Here is an 18551-nt window from a genome sequence, read left to right as displayed (position 1 = left end):
GCGCTCAGACCCGGCCGGAGACACCATGATCGTCCTCACCCTGACCCAGATCGCCCACGCCATCGGCGGCGAGCTCCGCCTCGCGGCCGGCGACACGCCCGACACCGTCGTGTCCGGCACCGTCGACACCGACTCGCGCCTCGTCGGCCCCGGCGACATCTTCGTCGCCAAGCCCGGCGAGACCACCGACGGGCACCACTTCGTCCCCGCCGCGGTCGAGGCGGGGGCCGCTCTCGCCATCGTCGAGCGGCCGCTCGAGGCGGCCGTCAGCCAGGTCGTCGTCCCCGACGCGGTGACCGCGCTGGCCGACCTCGCCCGCGAGGTCGTCGCCCGCGTGCGCGAAGGCGGTCGACTGAAGGTCGTCGGCATCACCGGATCCAACGGCAAGACCACCACGAAGAACATGCTCGCGCGGATCCTCGAGGACGAGGGACCCACGGTCTCGCCCCGCGCGTCGTTCAACAACGAGGTCGGCGCTCCGCTGACGATGCTGCGCGTCGCCGCGGACACCCGCTACCTCGTCAGCGAGTTCGGCGCGAGCGCCCCCGGCGCCATCGCCCACCTGGCGAACCTCGTGACCCCCGACGTCGGCGTCGTGCTCATGGTCGGGATGGCCCACGCCGGCGGCTTCGGCGGCATCGAGGCGACGCTCAAGGCCAAGTCCGAGCTCATCCACGCCGTCCGCCGCGGCGGTCTCGCCGTCCTCAACGCCGATGACGCCCGCGTGGCCACGATGGCCGCCATCGCCGCCGAGCGCGGCGCCGGCGTCCGCTGGTTCGGGCGCGGCCCCGACGCCGAGGTCCGCGCCGACGACGTCGAGGTCACCGCCGCCGGCACCACGTGCACGGTGACCGCCGACGGGAAATCCGTGCCGCTGCGGCTGAACGTGCTCGGCGAGCACCACGTCATGAACGCTCTCGCCGCCATCGCGACGGCCACGGCGCTCGGGGTGACGCTGGAGGACTGCATCCGGCGTCTGGAGACCGTGCAGATCGCCGAGCGCTGGCGCATGCAGCCCCTCGGCTCGGAACGCGTGCGGATCATCAACGACGCGTACAACGCCAGCCCCGACTCGATGGCGGCAGCCCTGCGCACCCTCGCCCAGATCACCGGGCCGGGGGAGCGCACCGTCGCGGTGCTCGGGGCGATGAGCGAGCTCGGCGAGCACTCCGAAGACGAGCACGACCGCGTCGGCCTGCTGGCGGTGCGCCTGGGCATCCAGCGGATCGTCATCATCGGCGCCGACGCCCGCCGCATGTTCCTCGAAGCCGTCGCCCAGGGGTCCTGGGACGGCGAGGCGGTGTTCTTCGCCACCGCCGACGAGGCCTACGACTACCTCATGACCGAACTGCGCGACGGTGACCGCGTGCTGGTGAAATCCTCCAACTCCGCGGGCCTGCGGTTCCTCGGCGATCGTCTGGGAGAATCCTTCTCGTGAGATCCCTTCTGACCGCGGCGGCGATCTCGCTGGCCTTCACGCTCTTCCTCACCCCGGTGTTCCTGCGCCTGTTCCGCGCGTGGGGCTGGGGGCAGGTGATCCGCACGCCCGAGAACATCCACAACCCGTCGCACGGCGCCAAGCGCGGCACCCCGACGATGGGCGGCACGATCTTCATCGCCGGCACCATCGTGGGCTACCTCGTCGGCGCGTACACCGGCAACAACCCGCCCACGATCTCGGGCTGGCTCGTGGTGTGGATGATGGTCGGTTTCGGCGCCGTGGGCTTCGTCGACGACTACATGAAGGTGCGCTCCCAGCGAAGCCTCGGCCTGTCGGGGTGGCGCAAGATCGTCGGCCAGGTGCTCGTCGCCGTGCCGTTCGCGATCGTCGCGCTGAACTTCCCCAACGCATGGGACCAGACCCCCGCCTCGCCCTACATCTCGATCTTCCGCGACGTGCCGATGCTGTCGTTCATGGCGCTCGGCCCCGTCATCGGCTGGATCCTGTACATGACGTGGATCTCGTTCATCGGCGTCGCCTCGTCCAACTCGGTCAACGTCACCGACGGCCTGGACGGGCTCGCCGCCGGCGCCGGCATCTTCGTCGTCGGCGCCTACAGCCTGATCGCGTTCTGGCAGTTCAACCAGGCGTGCTGGGGCATCGAGGCACTGGCCTCGGGGGTCCAGCCCGCCTGCTACGCCGTGCGCGACCCGTTCGACCTCGCCATCGTGTCGGCCGCGTTCGTCGGCGCGCTCGTCGGATTCCTGTGGTGGAACGCGCCCAAGGCCAAGGTCTTCATGGGCGACGTCGGCTCGATGGCGATCGGCGGCGTGCTCGCCTCGATGGCGATCCTCACCCGCACCGAGCTGCTCATGGTCCTCGTCGCCGGCGTCTACGTCATCGCCTCAGGCTCGGTCATCCTGCAGCGGCTGTACTTCAAGCTCACGCGCGGCAAGCGCCTGTTCCTGATGAGCCCGCTGCACCACCACCTCGAGATGCGCGGCTGGCAGGAGATCACCATCGTCGTGCGCATGTGGATCATCGCGGGACTGCTGGCAGTCTCGGGCATCGGCTTCTTCTACGTCGAATGGCTCATCGCCACATGAGCGCCGATCGCCTGGACGCCCTCACCAGCTGGCACGCCGACTGGACGGGCCTGCGGGTGGCCGTCCTCGGGCTCTCGGTCACCGGGTTCGCCGTCGCCGACACACTCACCGAGCTCGGCGCCGAGGTCCTCGTCGTCACCGAGAAGGCCGACGAGGAGTACGAGCGGCTGCTGCCGGTCATCGGCGCGCGGCTGTGGACCGGGGACCTCTCGACGGTGCCGGGCGAGCTTGCGGACTTCGACCCCGAGGTCGTCATCGCCTCGCCGGGCTTCGCGCCCCGGCATCCGCTCGTCGAATGGACGCTCGAGCGCGGCACCGCCCTGTGGGGCGACGTGGAGCTGGCCTGGCGCGTGCGCGACAAGGTCGTGCGCCCCGACGGCACGCCCGCCGAGTGGCTGCTGATCACCGGCACGAACGGCAAGACGACCACGACGCGCCTGGCCGCGACGATGCTGGTCGCCGGCGGCCTGCGCGCCGCCCCCGTCGGCAACATCGGCACGCCCGTGCTCGACGCCGTCCGCGACCCCGAGGGCTTCGACGCGCTGGTCGTCGAGCTCTCGAGCCACCAGCTGTGGTACCTCGGCCGGCAGAGCGGACCCGAGCCGGTCTCGCCGCACGCGAGCGTGTGCCTCAACCTCGCCGACGACCACCTGGAGTGGCACGGCTCGTTCGACGCCTACCGCGACGCCAAGGCCCACGTCTACGACAACACGCGCGTGGCGTGCGTCTACAACAAGGCGGATGCCGCGACCCGCGCGATGGTCGAGGACGCCGACGTCGTCGAGGGCGCCCGTGCGATCGGGTTCGACCTGGGAGTTCCCGGGCCGAGCGACCTCGGCGTCGTCGACGGCATCCTCGTCGATCGCGCCTTCCTCGAGGACCGCCGCACCAGCGCGCTCGAGCTCACCACCGTCGACGAGCTGGCGGAGCGGGGCCTTTCGGCCCCGCACATCGCCGCGAACATCCTCGCCGCCGCCGCCCTCGCCCGCTCGCTCGACGTCACGCCGGCGGCGATCCGGGATGCGCTACGCGGATTCCGGCTCGACCCGCACCGGATCGAGGTCGTCGCCCGGCACCAGGGCGTCACGTGGGTGGACGACTCCAAGGCCACCAACCCGCACGCCGCCGCGTCCTCGCTCGCCGCCTACCCCGGCGCGGTGTGGGTCGTGGGCGGGCTGCTGAAGGGCGTCGACATCGCCCCCCTCGTCGCCGAGCGCGGCGCGGGCGTGCGCGCGGCCATCGTGCTCGGCGAGGACCGCGCGGCCGTCGTCGCCGCGTTCTCACGACACGCGCCGGCGGTGCCGGTGTTCGAGGTCGACGCCGTCGAGACTGAACAGGTCATGGCGCAGGTCGTCGAGCTCGCGGCCGGGGTCGCCCGTGACGGGGACGTCGTGCTGCTCGCCCCCGCCGCGGCGTCGTTCGACCAGTTCTCGTCCTACGCCGACCGCGGCCGGCGCTTCGCCGCCGCGGTGAGGGAACGCATCGGAAGGGGACGCGGTGACCACGACGCACCCGCCGACCCGTCCGGGCCCGGCCCCCGCTGACGACGGGGACCGGCGCGGGCTCGCCGCCCGCGTGTCGCTGGGGCGCGTGTTCGCGCCCGTGCCCAGCGAGTTCCTGCTCATCGCCTCGACGGCGCTGCTGCTGACCGGCTTCGGCCTGGTGATGGTGCTGTCGGCGACGACGGCCACCTCGACCGCCGCGGGCGAGGCGCCGTGGGACGCGATGGTCAAGCAGGGCGTGTTCGCCGTGCTCGGCATCCCGATCATGTTCATCGCCAGCCGCCTGCCGGTGCGCTTCTACAAGCGGATGGCGTGGCCGGTCCTCATCGGCACGGTGATCTTCCAGCTGCTGGTGTTCACGCCGCTGGGCGTCTCGGCCTACGGAAACCGCAACTGGATCATGATCGGCGGGCTGCAGGCCCAGCCGGCCGAGTTCCTCAAGCTCTCGCTCGCGCTGTGGCTCGGGTTCGTGATGTTCCGCAAGCGCAGCCTGCTGACCAAGTGGCAGCACGTGTTCATCCCCGTGGTGCCGGTGGCGGGGCTCGTGATCGCGACGGTCCTGGCCGGCCACGACCTCGGCACCGCGATGGTGCTCTTCCTCATCGTCCTGGGGGCGCTGTTCTTCTCGGGCGTGCGGCTGCGCCTGTTCGCCCTGCCGGCGCTGCTGGTGATCGGCGCCGTCGGCGTGCTCGCCGTCACCAGCACCGACCGCATGCGGCGCATCATGAGCTTCCTCAACGCCGACTGCCTCGCCGACTACTACGGCGACTGCTACCAGCCGCTGCACGGCATCTGGGGGCTCGCCGGCGGCGGGATCTTCGGCCTGGGCCTGGGCAACTCCAAGGAGAAGTACGACTGGCTGCCCGCCGCCGCCAACGACTACATCTTCGCCATCGTCGGCGAGGAGCTCGGCCTCATCGGCGCCATCGTCGTGCTGGCGCTGTTCGCCCTCTTCGCCGTCGGCGCCTTCCACGTCATCCGCAAGACCGACGACCCCTTCGTGCGCATCGTCGCCGGGGCCATCACGATCTGGATCGTCGGCCAGGCGCTCATCAACATCGGCGTGGTCCTGCGGGTCTTCCCGGTGCTGGGCGTGCCGCTGCCGTTCATGTCGCAGGGCGGCACGGCGCTGCTGTCGGTGCTGGTCGCGTGCGGCGTGCTGCTGGCCTTCGCCCGCTCGCTGCCCGTGCGCGTCCCGGCGATGCGCGCTCCGGCGACGGCCGCTCCGGCGACGACGCGGCGGCGACCCGGTAACCTCGCCTGAGTGACGACGTACCTCCTGGCCGGCGGCGGGACCGCCGGACACGTGAACCCGCTGCTCGCGATCGCCGACGCCCTGCGCGCCCGCGACCCCGAGGCCCGGGTGCTGGTGCTCGGGACGCGTGAGGGCCTCGAGGCACGGCTCGTGCCCGAGCGCGGCTACGAGCTGCTCTTCGTCGACAAGGTCCCGTTCCCGCGACGGCCCGATCGCGCGGCGGCGGCCTTCCCCGCGCGGTTCCAGCGGGCGATCGCCCAGGTCCGCGCCCACATCCGCGAGCGCGGCGTGGACATCGTCGTCGGCTTCGGCGGGTACGCGGCCGCGCCGGCGTACGTCGCGGCCTCGCGTGCCCGCATCCCGTTCGTCGTCCACGAGGCCAACGCCAAGCCGGGCCTCGCCAACGTGCTCGGGGCGCGTCGCGCCGCCGGCGTCGGCGTCGCCTTCCCCGGCACGCGGCTCGCGCGCGGGCACATGGTGGGCATGCCGCTGCGCCGCGAGATCGTGACGCTCGACCGCGACGCGCGTCGCGCCGAGGCCGCCGCGCACTTCGGGCTCGACCCCGCCCGGCCCACGCTCCTCGTCTTCGGCGGGTCCCTGGGGGCGCAGCGCCTGAACGAGGCGTTCGGCGAGGGGCACGGCGCGGCGTGGCGCGACGTCCTCGACGCCGGGTGGCAGCTCGTCCACGTCACGGGGGAGCGCTCCGAGCTCGCCGATCCCGGCGTCCCCGGGTACGCCGTCCGGCGCTACGTCGACCGCATGGATCTCGCCTTCGCCCTGGCCGACCTCATCGTCTCGCGCGCGGGGGCGGCGACCGTCTCCGAGATCAGCGCCCTCGGCATCCCCGCCGTCTACGTCCCGTACGCGGTCGGCAACGGCGAGCAGGCGCTCAACGCCGCCGCGGCCGTGCGGGCGGGCGCGGCGATCCTGATCCCGGATGCCGGTTTCACCGGCGACCGCGTGCGCGCCGACGTGCTGCCGCTGCTGGCCGACGCCGACCGCCGCCGCGAGATGCAGGCCGCCGCCGCAAGGGTGGGCACCCGCTCGGGCTCCGAGAACCTGCTGGCGATGATCGACCACGCCCTCGCCCGCTGAGACGCGGCCCGGGTCAGCGCGCCGGAGTCGCCGCGCGCGGGGGCCGATCTAGGATTGACGGGTCATGATCAGACCCGACCTCTCCCTCCCCATTCCGGACGACATCACCGCCGCCCACTTCATCGGCATCGGCGGATCGGGCATGTCGGGACTGGCGCGGATGTTCCTCGAGCGCGGCATCCGCGTCTCGGGATCCGACCGCGCCGACAGCCCGGGTCTGCAGGCCCTCGCCGCCCTCGGCGCCGACGTCCACGTCGGGCACGACGCGGCGAACCTGCCGGACGACGCCGACACCGTCGTGCACACCGGCGCCATCTGGCCCGAGAACCCCGAGTTCGTCCTGGCCAAGCAGCGCGGGCTGCACGTCATCCACCGTTCGCAGGCGCTGCACTGGCTGATCGGCGGACGCCGCCTGGTGTCGGTCGCCGGCGCCCACGGCAAGACGACCTCGACCGGCATGATCGTCACCGCGCTGCGAGATCTCGGGCAGGACCCCACGTTCGTCAACGGCGGCGTCATCGCCCAGCTCGGGACCTCGAGCGGAACCGGCTCGGACGAGCTCTTCGTCATCGAGGCCGACGAGTCCGACGGCACGTTTTTGCTGTACGACACCTCGGTGGCCCTCATCACCAACGTCGACCCCGACCACCTGGATCACTGGGGCACCCGCGAGGCGTTCTACGACGCGTTCGCCCGCTTCGCGAACGAGGCCCGCGAGGCGGTCGTCATCTCGTCGGACGACCCGGGCGCGCTGCGCGTCGCGCGATCGGTCACCCACCCGAACGTGGTCACCTTCGGCGAGGCTGCGGACGCCGACGTCCGGGTGGGGGACATCGTCACCGACGGTCCCGTGGCGTTCACGATCTCGCACGGCGGCCGGACCGTCGAGGCGCGGCTGCCCGTGCCCGGCCGTCACAACGCCGTCAACGCCGCCGGCGCCGTCGCGGTCCTGCTCACCCTCGGGCAGTCCCTGGCCGACGCCGTCCGCGCCGTCGAGGGCTTCGCCGGCACCGTCCGCCGTTTCGAGCTGCACGGCGTGGAGCGCGGGGTCAGCGTGTACGACGACTACGCCCACCACCCCACCGAGGTGGCCGCGGCGCTGTCGGCCGCACGCACCGTCGTGGGCGAGGGACGCATCATCGCCCTGCACCAGCCCCACACGTACTCGCGCACCCAGGAGATGTTCCGCGAGTTCGCCGAGGTGCTGGAGCAGCACGCCGACCACACCGTCGTCCTCGACGTCTACGGCGCCCGCGAGGACCCGGTTCCCGGTGTCACCGGCGAGCTCGTCAGCGGCGCGTTCCAGGACCCGTCCCACGTGCACTTCGTCGCCGACTGGCAGGCCGCGGCGGACTACACCGCGGCCGTCGCCCGCCCCGGCGACTACGTCATCACGCTCGGCTGCGGCAACGTCAACCTGATCATCCCGCAGGTGCTCGACGCCCTCGCCCAGCCCGCCGGCGCCCCCGGCGACGCTCCGGCCGCCGGGGCGTAGCGGCCGATGCGCCGTCCGAGCCCGCTCCCGCCGCCGAGCGGCAAGGCGGCGGTGCCCCCGCCCGACCCGTCCGAGGACGAGGATCTCGCGCCGGTCATCCCGCTCGACGCTCCCGGCGACCACGACCGCGAGACCCCCGGCGCGGCAGCGGACGCCTCACCCGCGACGCCCGGCTCCGACGTCGGGATCCTGGCGGTGTGGCAGGCGGCGCGGGCGCGCCGGCGTGCCCTGCGGGGCGAGATCCGCCGCTTCACCGGCCGCCAGCGACGGCGACGGATGCTGTGGGCCGGGGTCGGGGCATCCCTCGTGCTCCTCATCCTGGGCACGCTGGGGGCGGCGTACAGCCCGCTGTTCGCCGTCGAGCAGATCACCGTCGTCGGCGCGCGCGAACTCGACGCGGCCGCCGTCGAGCAGGCGCTGGCGGGGCAGCGGGGGACGCCGCTCCCGCGCGTGGACGAGAGCGAGGTGAAGGCCGCGCTCGTGGCCTTCCCGCTCGTGGAGTCCTACACCCTCGAGGCCCGGCCGCCGCACGAGCTCGTCGTGCGCATCGTGGAGCGCACGCCCATCGGCCTGTTCCGCTCGGCGGCGGGCTACACCCTCGTCGACGCCGCCGGCGTGGCCCTCTCGACCAGCCAGCAGCCGGCGCCCGGCAGACCCCTGCTCGACATCGCCGGCGGCCGGTCCTCGGCCGCCTTCGAGGCGGTGGGGCAGGTGATGCGCGCCCTTCCCGAGAGCATCCGCGGCCGCGTCACCGAGGTGTCTGCCTCGACCGCCGACGACGTCACCCTCACCCTCGGCCAGACCCGCACCCGGGTGGTGTGGGGGAGTGCCGAGGAGTCGGCGATGAAGGCCCTCGTCCTCGAGACGACGATGGCCGCGCGCGCTCCCGAGGACGTCAGCGTGTACGACGTGTCCTCGCCGGACGCCGTCGTCGTGCGCTGACGACGACCTCGCACATTCGATGTCGCGACACGCCCACGGCCTGGCGTGCCGCCGCCCCCGGTCCGCATACCTTCAATCCAGGAATTGCATACCGAGCAATTCTTTATACCTCTAGTAGAGGTTGAAGGTTTCAGGTTCGGGAAGACGGAGGCCGGCATGAGCCAGAACCAGAACTACCTCGCCGTGATCAAGGTGGTCGGCGTGGGTGGCGGCGGAGTCAACGCCGTCAACCGCATGATCGACCTGGGTCTGCGCGGGGTGGAGTTCATCGCGATCAACACCGATGCGCAGGCGCTGCTGATGAGCGACGCCGACGTCAAGCTCGACGTGGGCCGCGAGCTCACGCGCGGCCTGGGTGCGGGCGCGGACCCCGAGGTCGGCCGTCGTGCCGCCGAGGACCACACCGAAGAGATCGAAGAGGCCCTGCGCGGCGCGGACATGGTCTTCGTCACCGCCGGCGAAGGCGGCGGCACCGGCACCGGCGGCGCGCCCGTCGTCGCCAAGATCGCCAAGTCGATCGGCGCGCTCACCATCGGTGTCGTCACCAAGCCGTTCTCGTTCGAGGGCCGTCGCCGGCAGAGCCAGGCCGAGGCCGGCGTGGCGCGGCTGAAGGAAGAGGTCGACACCCTCATCGTGGTGCCGAACGACCGCCTGCTCGAGATCAGCGACCGCGGCATCTCGATGGTCGAGGCCTTCGCCACGGCCGACCAGGTGCTCCTCGCCGGTGTGCAGGGCATCACCGACCTCATCACCACTCCGGGGCTGATCAACCTCGACTTCGCGGACGTGAAATCCGTCATGCAGGGAGCGGGGTCGGCCCTCATGGGCATCGGCTCGGCCCGCGGTGCGGACCGAGCGATCAAGGCGGCCGAGCTCGCCGTCGAGTCGCCCCTGCTGGAGGCCTCGATCGAGGGTGCGCACGGCGTGCTGCTGTCGATCCAGGGCGGATCCAACCTCGGCATCTTCGAGATCAACGACGCCGCGCAGCTGGTGAAGGAAGCGGCCCACCCCGAGGCGAACATCATCTTCGGCACGGTCATCGACGACACCCTCGGCGACGAGGTGCGCGTCACCGTCATCGCGGCCGGCTTCGACGGCGGCGAGCCGTCGCTGCGCATCGACCCGGTGACGACCTCGCGCGTGATCGCCCCGCCGGTGATCCCCGCGACCCCGGCCGAGGACGCCGCGCGCGAGCCGCGCGTCGAGGCCGAGCCCGAGCGAGTGAGCGTCGGCGCGCCGCTGGAGTCCAGCTACGACTCCGCGTTCGGCGACGACGACCTCGACATCCCCGACTTCCTGAAGTAATCCCGAAGCAGGAGCGCACGCCCGCGTGGACGCCGAACTCGCCGCCCGTCTCGACGAGGTCGACGCGTCCATCGCGGGCGCTGCGCGTGCCGCGGGGCGCGACCCCGCGACGATCACGCGCATCGTCGTGACGAAGTTCCACCCGGTCTCGCTCCTGCGGGACCTCGTGGAGCTGGGTGTGCGCGACGTCGGCGAGAACCGCCAGCAGGAGCTCACCGAGAAGGTCGCCGAGCTCGGCCGCCCCGAGGGGCTGCGCTGGCACTTCGTCGGCCAGGTCCAGACCAAGAAGGCGCGCGCCGTCAGGCAGGCGGCATCCGTCGTGCACTCGGTCGACCGAGGCCGGCTGGTCGACGCCCTCGCCAAGGCGGGGGATGCCGCAGACCCGCCGCTGGACGTCCTGGTGCAGGTGAACCTCACCGACGACCCGGCCCGCGGCGGCGTCGCACCGGCCGGGGTCGAGGCCCTCGCCGAGCACGTCGCCGGCGCCGCCGGGCTGCGGCTGCGGGGGGTCATGGCCGTCGCGCCGCTGGACGAGCCGCCCGCGTCGGCGTTCGCCCGGCTGGCCGAGTGCGCCGAGCGGCTGCGCACGGTCGAGCCGGGCGCCGACTGGATCTCGGCGGGCATGTCCGCCGACTACGCCGAGGCGATCGCGGCGGGTGCGACACACCTGCGGATCGGCTCGGCAATCACAGGCCCGCGGCCCGAGCGCCGTTAGCCTCGGAACAGATGAGCAGACCGGAGGATGCGATGTCGAACCCGCTCAAGAAGACCATGGTGTACCTGGGCCTCGCCGACGAGGAAGAGGTCTACGAGGAGCCCGCGCCCCAGCAGTCCGTCCGCAAGGAGAAGACCGTCGAGAAGGCAGCGCCCGTGACCCCCCTGCATCGCCCCACCGTCGTCCGCCAGCCCGCGCCCAGCGCCATCAGCGAGATCCTCACCGTCCACCCCAAGCAGTACCGCGACGCGCAGGTCATCGCCGAGAACTTCCGCGACGGCGTGCCGGTCATCATCAACCTGTCGCAGATGTCGGATGCCGACGCGCGGCGTCTGATCGACTTCGCCAGCGGTCTGTCGCTCGGCCTCTACGGCCGCATCGAGCGCGTCACCAGCAAGGTGTTCCTGCTCTCGCCCGAGAACGTCGCCGTCTCGGGCGACGGCGCCGTCGCCCACGCCGACCCCGAAGCGGTCCCGTTCGTCCAGCATTAGAACGTGGACATCATCCGACTCATCGCGTCGATACTCAATTTCGCGCTACTCATCTACGTCTTCGTGCTGTTCGCACGCCTCGTGCTCGAGTGGGTGCCGCTGTTCAACCGGGAATGGCGGCCCCGCGGGGCCGGCCTCGTCGCCGCCGAGGTCGTGTACACGGTGACGGACCCTCCCATCAAGTTCTTCCGGCGGTTCATCCCGCCGCTGCGCGTCGGCGCGATCGCGATCGACTTCGGCTTCGCGCTGACGATGCTGCTGGTGTTCATCCTGCTCAGCATCACGCGCGCCCTCGCCTGATCGCCGCGGCGTCTTCGACACGCCCCTGACCCCCGACTATGCTTTCCAGATACGAGGCGCCCGCCGACGCGGTCGCCCCCCGACATCGGCCAGCCCCCTGAGCGCCCGAAAGAGGAATCACCATGGCATTGACCCCCGATGACGTCGTCACCAAGCAGTTCCAGCACGTCCGGTTCAAGGAGGGCTTCGACCCCGACGAGGTGGACGACTTCCTCGACGAGATCGTCGTCGAGTGGCGCAAGGCCCTGGCCGAGAACGAGGAGCTGAAGGCGAAGCTCGCCGCGTACGAGTCCGGCGAGACCCCCGCCGCCGCCCCCACGGCCGCAGCTCCCGCTCCGGCCCCCGTCGCCGAGGCGCCCGCCACCGACGCCGCAGCCCCCGCCGCCAGCGCCGGCATCATCGAGCTCGCCCAGCGCCTGCACGACGAGCACGTCGCCGAGGGCCGCGCGCAGCGCGACCAGCTCATCGCCGACGCCAAGGCGCAGGCCGCGTCGATCATCTCGGACGCCGAGAGCCGCGGCCGCGAAGAGGTCGCCCGCCTCGAGCGCGAGCGCACCAACCTCGAGACCCGCATCTCGGAGCTGCGCAACTTCGAGCGCGACTACCGGGCGCAGCTGCGCAGCTACATCGAGGGCAAGCTCCGCGACCTCGAGACCACCGGCACCTCCTCGGGCGCCACGCCGGTCTCGGCCATCGGTCTGTAAGGCCGGTCCTTGACGGGCCGGAACCCCCTGCATCGGGCGGCGGCCAGCATCCTCATCGCGATCCTCGCGGTGACGGTGCTGGCCGCCGACCAGTTCACCAAGCATCTCGCCATCCAGGGACTGCCCTCCGAGGAGCCGGTCCCCATCATCGGCGAGTTCCTGATCTTCTACCTCGTGCGCAACCCCGGCGCCGCCTTCTCGCTCGGCGAAGAGGTCACGTGGATCTTCACGCTCGCCCTTGCTGCGGTCGCCGTGGTGATCGTGTGGCTGGCCGCGACCCGCGTGCGCTCGCGCCTGTGGGCGGTCGCGCTCGGGCTGCTGCTCGGCGGCGTGCTGGGCAACCTCACCGATCGCCTGCTGCGCGCGCCGGGTTTTCCCGTCGGCCACGTCGTGGACTTCATCAACACGCCCTGGATGATGCCGGCGATCTACAACGTCGCCGACATCTTCATCGTCACGATGATGATCGGGGTCTCGCTCCTGGTCCTCATCGGTATCGGCTTCGACGGATCGCGGGAGCGACGCGCGGAGCCGGCGGCGACGGACGCGGCCGCCGAGCGGGACTGACCGTGGAGCACCGCAGCCTGCCCGTCCCCGACGGCCTGGACGGCACGCGCGTCGACGCCGCGCTGGCGAAGATGCTGGGCTTCTCGCGCACCTTCGCCGCCGACGTCGCCGACGCCGGCGGCGTCCGGCAGGACGGCCGCGACCTGACCAAGTCCGACAAGCTCCGCGGCGGGGCGTGGCTCGAGGTGTCGTGGCAGCCGAAGTCCGGTCCCGAGGTGGTGCCGGTCGCCGTGCCCGACCTCGGCGTCGTGCACGACGACGACGACATCGTGGTGGTCGACAAGCCCAGCGGCGTGGCCGCCCACCCCTCGCTCGGCTGGGAGGGCCCGACGGTCCTCGGCGCGCTGGCGGCGGCCGGCTTCCGCATCGCCACGACCGGCGCCGCCGAGCGGCAGGGCGTCGTGCACCGCCTGGACGTCGGCACCAGCGGGCTCATGGTCGTCGCCAAGACCGAGAGCGCCTACGCCGCGCTCAAGCACGCCTTCAAGGCGCGCGAGGTCGAGAAGATCTACCACGCGGTGGTCCAGGGCCACCCCGACCCGCTCGCCGGCACGATCGACGCGCCCATCGGCCGGCATCCGTCGCATTCGTGGAAGTTCGCCGTCATCCCCGACGGCAAGGACTCCGTCACCCACTACGAGACGCTAGAGGCGTTCCCGCGCGCGTCGCTGCTCGAGATCCACCTCGAGACGGGGCGCACCCACCAGATCCGCGTCCACATGGCCGCCCACCGGCATCCGTGCGTCGGGGATCCGCTGTACGGCGCCGACCCGACGCTGTCCGCGCGCCTCGGGCTCACGCGGCAGTGGCTGCACGCCCGCGAGCTCTCGTTCACCCATCCCGCCACGGGGGAGTGGGTCACCTTCACCTCGGAGTACCCCGCCGATCTCGCCCACGCGCTCGAGGTGCTGCGCGCCGGCTGAGCGATGTCGCCGGCCTTTCGTAGACTCGACGGGTGGCATCAGACTCCTTCGTTCACCTGCACGTGCACAGCGAGTACTCGATGCTCGACGGCGCGGCCAAGATCGGCGCGATGACCCAGGCTGCGGCCGATTACGGGATGCCGGCGATCGCCGTCACCGACCACGGCAACACCTTCGCCGCCTTCGAGTTCTACAACGCGGCCAAGGCCGCGGGCGTGAAGCCGATCATCGGCCTCGAGGCCTACGTGACCCCCGGCACGCACCGCAGCGACAAGTCGCGCGTGGCGTGGGGCAGCCCCGAGCAGAAGAGCGACGACGTCTCGGGCGCGGGCGCCTACACCCACATGACGATGTGGAGCCAGAGCACCGAGGGCATGCACAACCTGTTCCGGCTCAGCTCGCTGTCCAGCATCGAGGGCTACTACTTCAAGCCCCGCATGGACCGCGAGCTGCTCGAGACCTACGGCAAGGGGCTCATCGCCACGACGGGGTGCCCGTCGGGCGAGGTGCAGACCCGCCTGCGGCTCGGCCAGTACGACGCCGCGCGGGCCGCGGCGGCGGAGCTGCAGGACATCTTCGGCAAAGAGAACTACTTCGCCGAGATCATGGACCACGGCCTGTCCATCGAGCGCCGCGTCATGACCGACCTCATCCGCCTGTCGAAGGACCTCGGCATCCCGCTCGTGGCCACCAACGACTCGCACTACACCCATCAGCACGAGGCCGACGCGCACGCCGCCCTGCTGTGCGTGCAGTCCGGCTCGACCCTCGACGACCCCAACCGCTTCAAGTTCGACGGCGACGGGTACTACATCAAGACCGCGCAGGAGATGCGCCAGATCTTCCGCGATCACCCCGAGGCGTGCGACAACACGCTGCTGATCGCCGAGCGGTGCGAGGTGGAGTTCAACACCTCGGCCAACTACATGCCCCGCTTCCCGGTGCCCGAGGGCGAGACCGAGGACAGCTGGCTGGTCAAAGAGGTCGAGGCGGGCCTGCACTACCGCTACCCGGGCGGGATCCCCGACCGGGTGCGCAAGCAGGCGGAGTACGAGACCGACATCATCCTGCAGATGGGGTTCCCGGGCTACTTCCTCGTCGTCGCCGACTTCATCAACTGGGCCAAGGACAACGGCATCCGCGTGGGCCCCGGCCGCGGGTCGGGCGCGGGCTCGATGGTCGCCTACGCGATGCGCATCACCGATCTCGACCCGCTCGAGCACGGCCTGATCTTCGAGCGCTTCCTCAACCCCGACCGCGTCTCGATGCCCGACTTCGACGTCGACTTCGATGACCGCCGCCGCGGCGAGGTCATCGACTACGTCACCGAGAAGTACGGCTCCGAGCGCGTGGCGCAGATCGTCACGTACGGCACCATCAAGTCCAAGCAGGCCCTCAAGGACGCCGGCCGCGTGCTCGGCTTCCCGTTCAGCATGGGGGAGCGCCTGACCAAGGCCATGCCCCCCGCGGTGATGGGCAAGGACATGGCGCTCAGCGGCATGTTCGACCCCCAGCATCCGCGCTACAAAGAGGCGAGCGAGTTCCGCACGCTCATCGACACCGATCCCGAGGCCAAGACGGTCTTCGACCGCGCCCTGGGCCTCGAGGGGCTGAAGCGGCAGTGGGGCGTCCACGCCGCCGGCGTCATCATGTCCAGCGAGCCGCTGCTGGACATCATCCCCATCATGCGCCGCGAGCAGGACGGCCAGATCGTCACCCAGTTCGACTACCCGTCGTGCGAGACGCTGGGCCTGATCAAGATGGACTTCCTGGGGCTTCGAAACCTCACGATCATCTCGGACGCGCTCGACAACATCCGCCTCAACCGCGGCGAGGAGCTCGATCTCGAGCACCTGCAGCTCGATGACCGGGCCGCGTACGAGCTGCTGGCCCGCGGCGACACGCTCGGGGTGTTCCAGCTCGACGGCGGGCCGATGCGGTCGCTGCTGCGACTGATGAAGCCCGACAACTTCGAAGACGTCTCGGCCGTCATCGCCCTGTACCGGCCCGGTCCCATGGGGGCGAACTCGCACATCAACTACGCCCTGCGCAAGAACGGCCAGCAGGACGTCACGCCCATCCATCCCGAGCTCGAAGAGCCCCTGCGCGACATCCTCGACATCAGCTACGGCCTGATCATCTATCAGGAGCAGGTCATGGCGATCGCGCAGAAGGTGGCGGGCTTCTCGCTCGGTCAAGCCGACATCCTGCGCCGCGCGATGGGCAAGAAGAAGAAGTCCGAGCTGGACAAGCAGTACGAGGGCTTCTCGGGCGGCATGAAGGAGCGCGGCTTCGGCGACGACGCCATCAAGGCGCTGTGGGACATCCTGCTGCCGTTCTCGGACTACGCCTTCAACAAAGCCCACTCCGCCGCCTACGGGTTGGTGTCGTACTGGACGGCCTACCTCAAGGCGCACTATCCGGCGGAGTACATGGCGGCGCTGCTGACGAGCGTCGGCGACTCCAAGGACAAGATGGCGGTCTACCTCAACGAGTGCCGCCGCATGGGCATTCGCGTGCTGCCCCCCGACGTGCGCGAGTCCATCCGCTACTTCGCCGCCGTCGGCGAAGACATCCGCTTCGGCCTGGGCGCGGTCCGCAACGTCGGCGCGAACGTCGTCGATGGCATCATCGCGGCCCGCCAGGAACAGGGTTTCGCCTCGTTCCACGACTTCCTCGACAAAGTGCCCCTCCACGTGGCGAACAAGCGCACGCTGGAGTCGCTCATCAAAGCCGGCGCCTTCGACTCCATGGGGGACACCCGCCGGGCGCTGCTGGAAGTGCACGAGGATGCCACCGAAGCGGCCGTCGACCGCAAGCGCAACGAGGCCCAGGGCGCCATCGGCTTCGACTTCGACAGCCTCTACGACGAAGCCGAAGAGGCGGTGCCGCCCAAGGTCCCGCCGCGCCCGGAATGGACGAAGAAGGACAAGCTCGCCTTCGAGCGCGAGATGCTCGGCCTCTACGTCTCGGACCACCCGCTCGCCGGACTCGAGATCCCCCTGGCCAAGCACGCCTCCACCAGCATCCACGACCTGCTCGCGAGCGAGACCGTCGAGGACGGCGACCAGGTCACCGTGGCGGGCCTCGTCACGAGCGTCCAGCACCGCGTGGCCAAGCAGAGCGGCAACCCGTACGGCATGATCACCGTCGAGGACTTCGACGGCGAGATCACCGTGATGTTCATGGGCAAGACCTACACCGAGTTCTCGTCGATGCTGCAGGCGGACTCGATCCTCGTCGTCCGCGGCCGCGTGTCGCGCCGTGACGACGGCATGAACCTGCACGCGCAGTCGGCCTTCGCCCCCGACCTCGGCAACGTCGAGACGTCGGGTCCGCTGACCCTGTTGCTGCCCGAGAGCCGCGCCACCGAGCGGGTGGTCGGCGAGCTCGCCGAGGTGCTCTCGCGTCACCGCGGCGACACCGAGGTGACCCTCCGGCTGCACCGCGGCTCGGCCGCGAAGGTCTTCGAGGTGCCGATGCCGGTGCGGGTGACCGCAGACCTCTACGGCGAGCTGAAGGGCCTGCTCGGACCGCAGTGCCTGGGCTGAGCCATCTCATCCGGGTCTCATGAGGCCTGGGTATCATCGACGACGCGCGTCGCGAGCCCGCGACCGGGAAGGACAACCGTGACCGATCAGCAGAACGCCGAAGACCCCCGCACGGACCAGGACGCGACGTCCCGCACGGACGCCCCGCTGTACGGCGTGGGGCCGTTCACTCTCCGCGAGGTGGTCCTGGGCGGCATCTGGGTGCTCGCGCTCGTGGTGTCGTTCTTCCCCGTCTACGGCCGCATCGGCAGCGGTCCGTCGGTGTGGGCCAGCGGCATCGACTGGGTGCTCACCATCGGCGTGCCCACCGTCGCGGTGTTCCTGCTCGCGCTGCGCCGGCTGTCGCCGGACGGCATCCGCCGTGTCGGCTCCCTGGGCATCGACCAGTTCGCCTCGGTGGCCTTCTCGGTCGCCGCCGTGCTGTGGCTCGCGATGATCTGGAACTCCTTCCTCACCCTCGCCGCCAACGGCGTGTTCCTGGCGACGTGGGTGGCGTGGGTCGAGTTCTTCCTGATGCTCGCGGGCGTGCTGCTGACCGTCGCAGGGCCGTTCATCCCGCCGTTCTCGCAGGACTTCGCCGGTCGCCGCGAGGTCGCTGCCCACCGCAACGCCCGCCCCGTCCGCGCCGTCACCCCGCGCCCCGCCCCGACCCCGGCGCCCGTCGCGCCCGAGGCCGCGGACGAGGCCGCCCCCTCGCTCGACGACACGATCGAGTCCCGCCGCACGGCCCCCACCGCGGCCACGACCGTCCTGCCGGGCGACGAGCGCCCCTCCGACGTGGGGACCGCCCTCGAGGGGTCCGCGCCGGCGGGAACCGGTGCGCGACCCGAGGACGCCGCCGCGGCGGACCCGGCATCCGTCGAGACCGTCGCGTGGGCGCCCGAGCAGACCCGGGGCACGTACGAGCCCGTCGAGGACGCTTCGGCCGAGCCGGTCGCCGAGCAGCAGCCCGCCGCCCGGCGGCAGGCCTTCTGGGCCCTCGCGCCCGAAGAGCGGGACGTGGTCGACGAGGTCGGCATCCCCCTCTTCCGCATCGGGCCCACCGCATGGGCGCTCGTCATCGAAGACCGTGGCGAGGTGTTCGTCGTGCGTCACGACGACGGCCGCATCGGCTACCTGCACGAGGTCGACGGCATCACCCGCGGCTGAGGCGGGCGCT

16 protein-coding genes are annotated in these 18551 nt (G+C 71.4%); all 16 read left to right on the top strand.

Annotation, left to right across the window (positions count from 1 at the left end; genetic code table 11):
* Window positions 1-25 precede the first annotated feature (25 nt).
* The 16 genes from ACYVF4_RS12575 (at window position 26) to ACYVF4_RS12500 (ending at window position 18541) form a co-directional block, all read left to right on the top strand.
* Complete coding sequence (locus ACYVF4_RS12575; RefSeq protein ID WP_460723295.1) at window positions 26-1438, top strand: UDP-N-acetylmuramoyl-tripeptide--D-alanyl-D-alanine ligase; 1413 nt, start codon at window positions 26-28, stop codon at window positions 1436-1438.
* A complete protein-coding gene (gene mraY / locus ACYVF4_RS12570) occupies window positions 1435-2547 on the top strand; it encodes a phospho-N-acetylmuramoyl-pentapeptide-transferase (protein ID WP_460723293.1) in 1113 nt (370 codons plus the stop codon). Before ACYVF4_RS12575 ends, mraY begins: the two co-directional genes overlap by 4 nt.
* Window positions 2544-4091, top strand: a complete 1548-nt coding sequence (murD, locus tag ACYVF4_RS12565) for a UDP-N-acetylmuramoyl-L-alanine--D-glutamate ligase (protein ID WP_460723291.1) — start codon at window positions 2544-2546, stop codon at window positions 4089-4091. The genes mraY and murD overlap by 4 nt, the downstream gene beginning before the upstream one ends.
* Entirely contained in the window at window positions 4045-5313 is a 1269-nt protein-coding gene (gene ftsW, locus ACYVF4_RS12560; protein ID WP_460723289.1) for a putative lipid II flippase FtsW, read from the top strand. Before murD ends, ftsW begins: the two co-directional genes overlap by 47 nt.
* Complete coding sequence (locus ACYVF4_RS12555) at window positions 5314-6399, top strand: UDP-N-acetylglucosamine--N-acetylmuramyl-(pentapeptide) pyrophosphoryl-undecaprenol N-acetylglucosamine transferase (RefSeq protein WP_460723287.1); 1086 nt, start codon at window positions 5314-5316, stop codon at window positions 6397-6399. It abuts the gene before it with no gap.
* Window positions 6400-6463: 64 nt separating this feature from the next.
* A complete protein-coding gene (gene murC, locus ACYVF4_RS12550) occupies window positions 6464-7894 on the top strand; it encodes a UDP-N-acetylmuramate--L-alanine ligase (RefSeq protein ID WP_460723285.1) in 1431 nt (476 codons plus the stop codon).
* Window positions 7895-7900: 6 nt separating this feature from the next.
* Entirely contained in the window at window positions 7901-8836 is a 936-nt protein-coding gene (locus ACYVF4_RS12545) for a cell division protein FtsQ/DivIB (protein ID WP_460723283.1), read from the top strand.
* A gap of 156 nt (window positions 8837-8992) precedes the next feature.
* Window positions 8993-10141, top strand: a complete 1149-nt coding sequence (ftsZ, locus tag ACYVF4_RS12540) for a cell division protein FtsZ (protein ID WP_460723281.1) — start codon at window positions 8993-8995, stop codon at window positions 10139-10141.
* A 25-nt stretch (window positions 10142-10166) separates the two neighbouring features.
* A complete protein-coding gene (locus tag ACYVF4_RS12535) occupies window positions 10167-10856 on the top strand; it encodes a YggS family pyridoxal phosphate-dependent enzyme (RefSeq protein WP_460723279.1) in 690 nt (229 codons plus the stop codon).
* Window positions 10857-10888: 32 nt separating this feature from the next.
* Complete coding sequence (locus tag ACYVF4_RS12530; protein ID WP_460723448.1) at window positions 10889-11347, top strand: cell division protein SepF; 459 nt, start codon at window positions 10889-10891, stop codon at window positions 11345-11347.
* Between the two features lie 3 nt (window positions 11348-11350).
* Entirely contained in the window at window positions 11351-11647 is a 297-nt protein-coding gene (locus ACYVF4_RS12525; RefSeq protein ID WP_460723277.1) for a YggT family protein, read from the top strand.
* A 122-nt stretch (window positions 11648-11769) separates the two neighbouring features.
* Entirely contained in the window at window positions 11770-12351 is a 582-nt protein-coding gene (locus tag ACYVF4_RS12520) for a DivIVA domain-containing protein (RefSeq protein ID WP_460723275.1), read from the top strand.
* 9 nt (window positions 12352-12360) lie between these two features.
* A complete protein-coding gene (gene lspA, locus ACYVF4_RS12515; protein ID WP_460723273.1) occupies window positions 12361-12918 on the top strand; it encodes a signal peptidase II in 558 nt (185 codons plus the stop codon).
* A gap of 2 nt (window positions 12919-12920) precedes the next feature.
* A complete protein-coding gene (locus ACYVF4_RS12510) occupies window positions 12921-13841 on the top strand; it encodes an RluA family pseudouridine synthase (RefSeq protein ID WP_460723271.1) in 921 nt (306 codons plus the stop codon).
* An 80-nt stretch (window positions 13842-13921) separates the two neighbouring features.
* Window positions 13922-17392: a DNA polymerase III subunit alpha gene (gene dnaE / locus ACYVF4_RS12505; protein WP_460723446.1), complete on the top strand. Its 3471-nt coding sequence runs from the start codon at window positions 13922-13924 to the stop codon at window positions 17390-17392.
* A gap of 78 nt (window positions 17393-17470) precedes the next feature.
* Window positions 17471-18541 carry a hypothetical protein gene (locus ACYVF4_RS12500; protein WP_460723269.1) on the top strand — a complete coding sequence of 357 codons (1071 nt, stop codon included), beginning with the start codon at window positions 17471-17473 and terminating at the stop codon, window positions 18539-18541.
* The last annotated feature ends 10 nt before the right edge of the window (window positions 18542-18551 follow it).

It is taken from the genome of Microbacterium aureliae, assembly GCF_054780155.1.
This window is presented reverse-complemented; position numbering and strand designations above follow the sequence as displayed.

Excerpts from the sequence above, each read along its gene's own strand:
- ACYVF4_RS12575 (WP_460723295.1), top strand. The coding sequence starts at position 26 with ATGATCGTCCTCACCCTGACCCAGATCGCCCACGCCATCGGCGGCGAG.
- murD (WP_460723291.1), top strand. The coding sequence starts at position 2,544 with ATGAGCGCCGATCGCCTGGACGCCCTCACCAGCTGGCACGCCGACTGG.
- murC (WP_460723285.1), top strand. The coding sequence starts at position 6,464 with ATGATCAGACCCGACCTCTCCCTCCCCATTCCGGACGACATCACCGCC.
- ACYVF4_RS12545 (WP_460723283.1), top strand. The coding sequence starts at position 7,901 with ATGCGCCGTCCGAGCCCGCTCCCGCCGCCGAGCGGCAAGGCGGCGGTG.
- ftsZ (WP_460723281.1), top strand. The coding sequence starts at position 8,993 with ATGAGCCAGAACCAGAACTACCTCGCCGTGATCAAGGTGGTCGGCGTG.
- ACYVF4_RS12530 (WP_460723448.1), top strand. The coding sequence starts at position 10,889 with ATGTCGAACCCGCTCAAGAAGACCATGGTGTACCTGGGCCTCGCCGAC.
- ACYVF4_RS12520 (WP_460723275.1), top strand. The coding sequence starts at position 11,770 with ATGGCATTGACCCCCGATGACGTCGTCACCAAGCAGTTCCAGCACGTC.
- dnaE (WP_460723446.1), top strand. The coding sequence starts at position 13,922 with ATGCTCGACGGCGCGGCCAAGATCGGCGCGATGACCCAGGCTGCGGCC.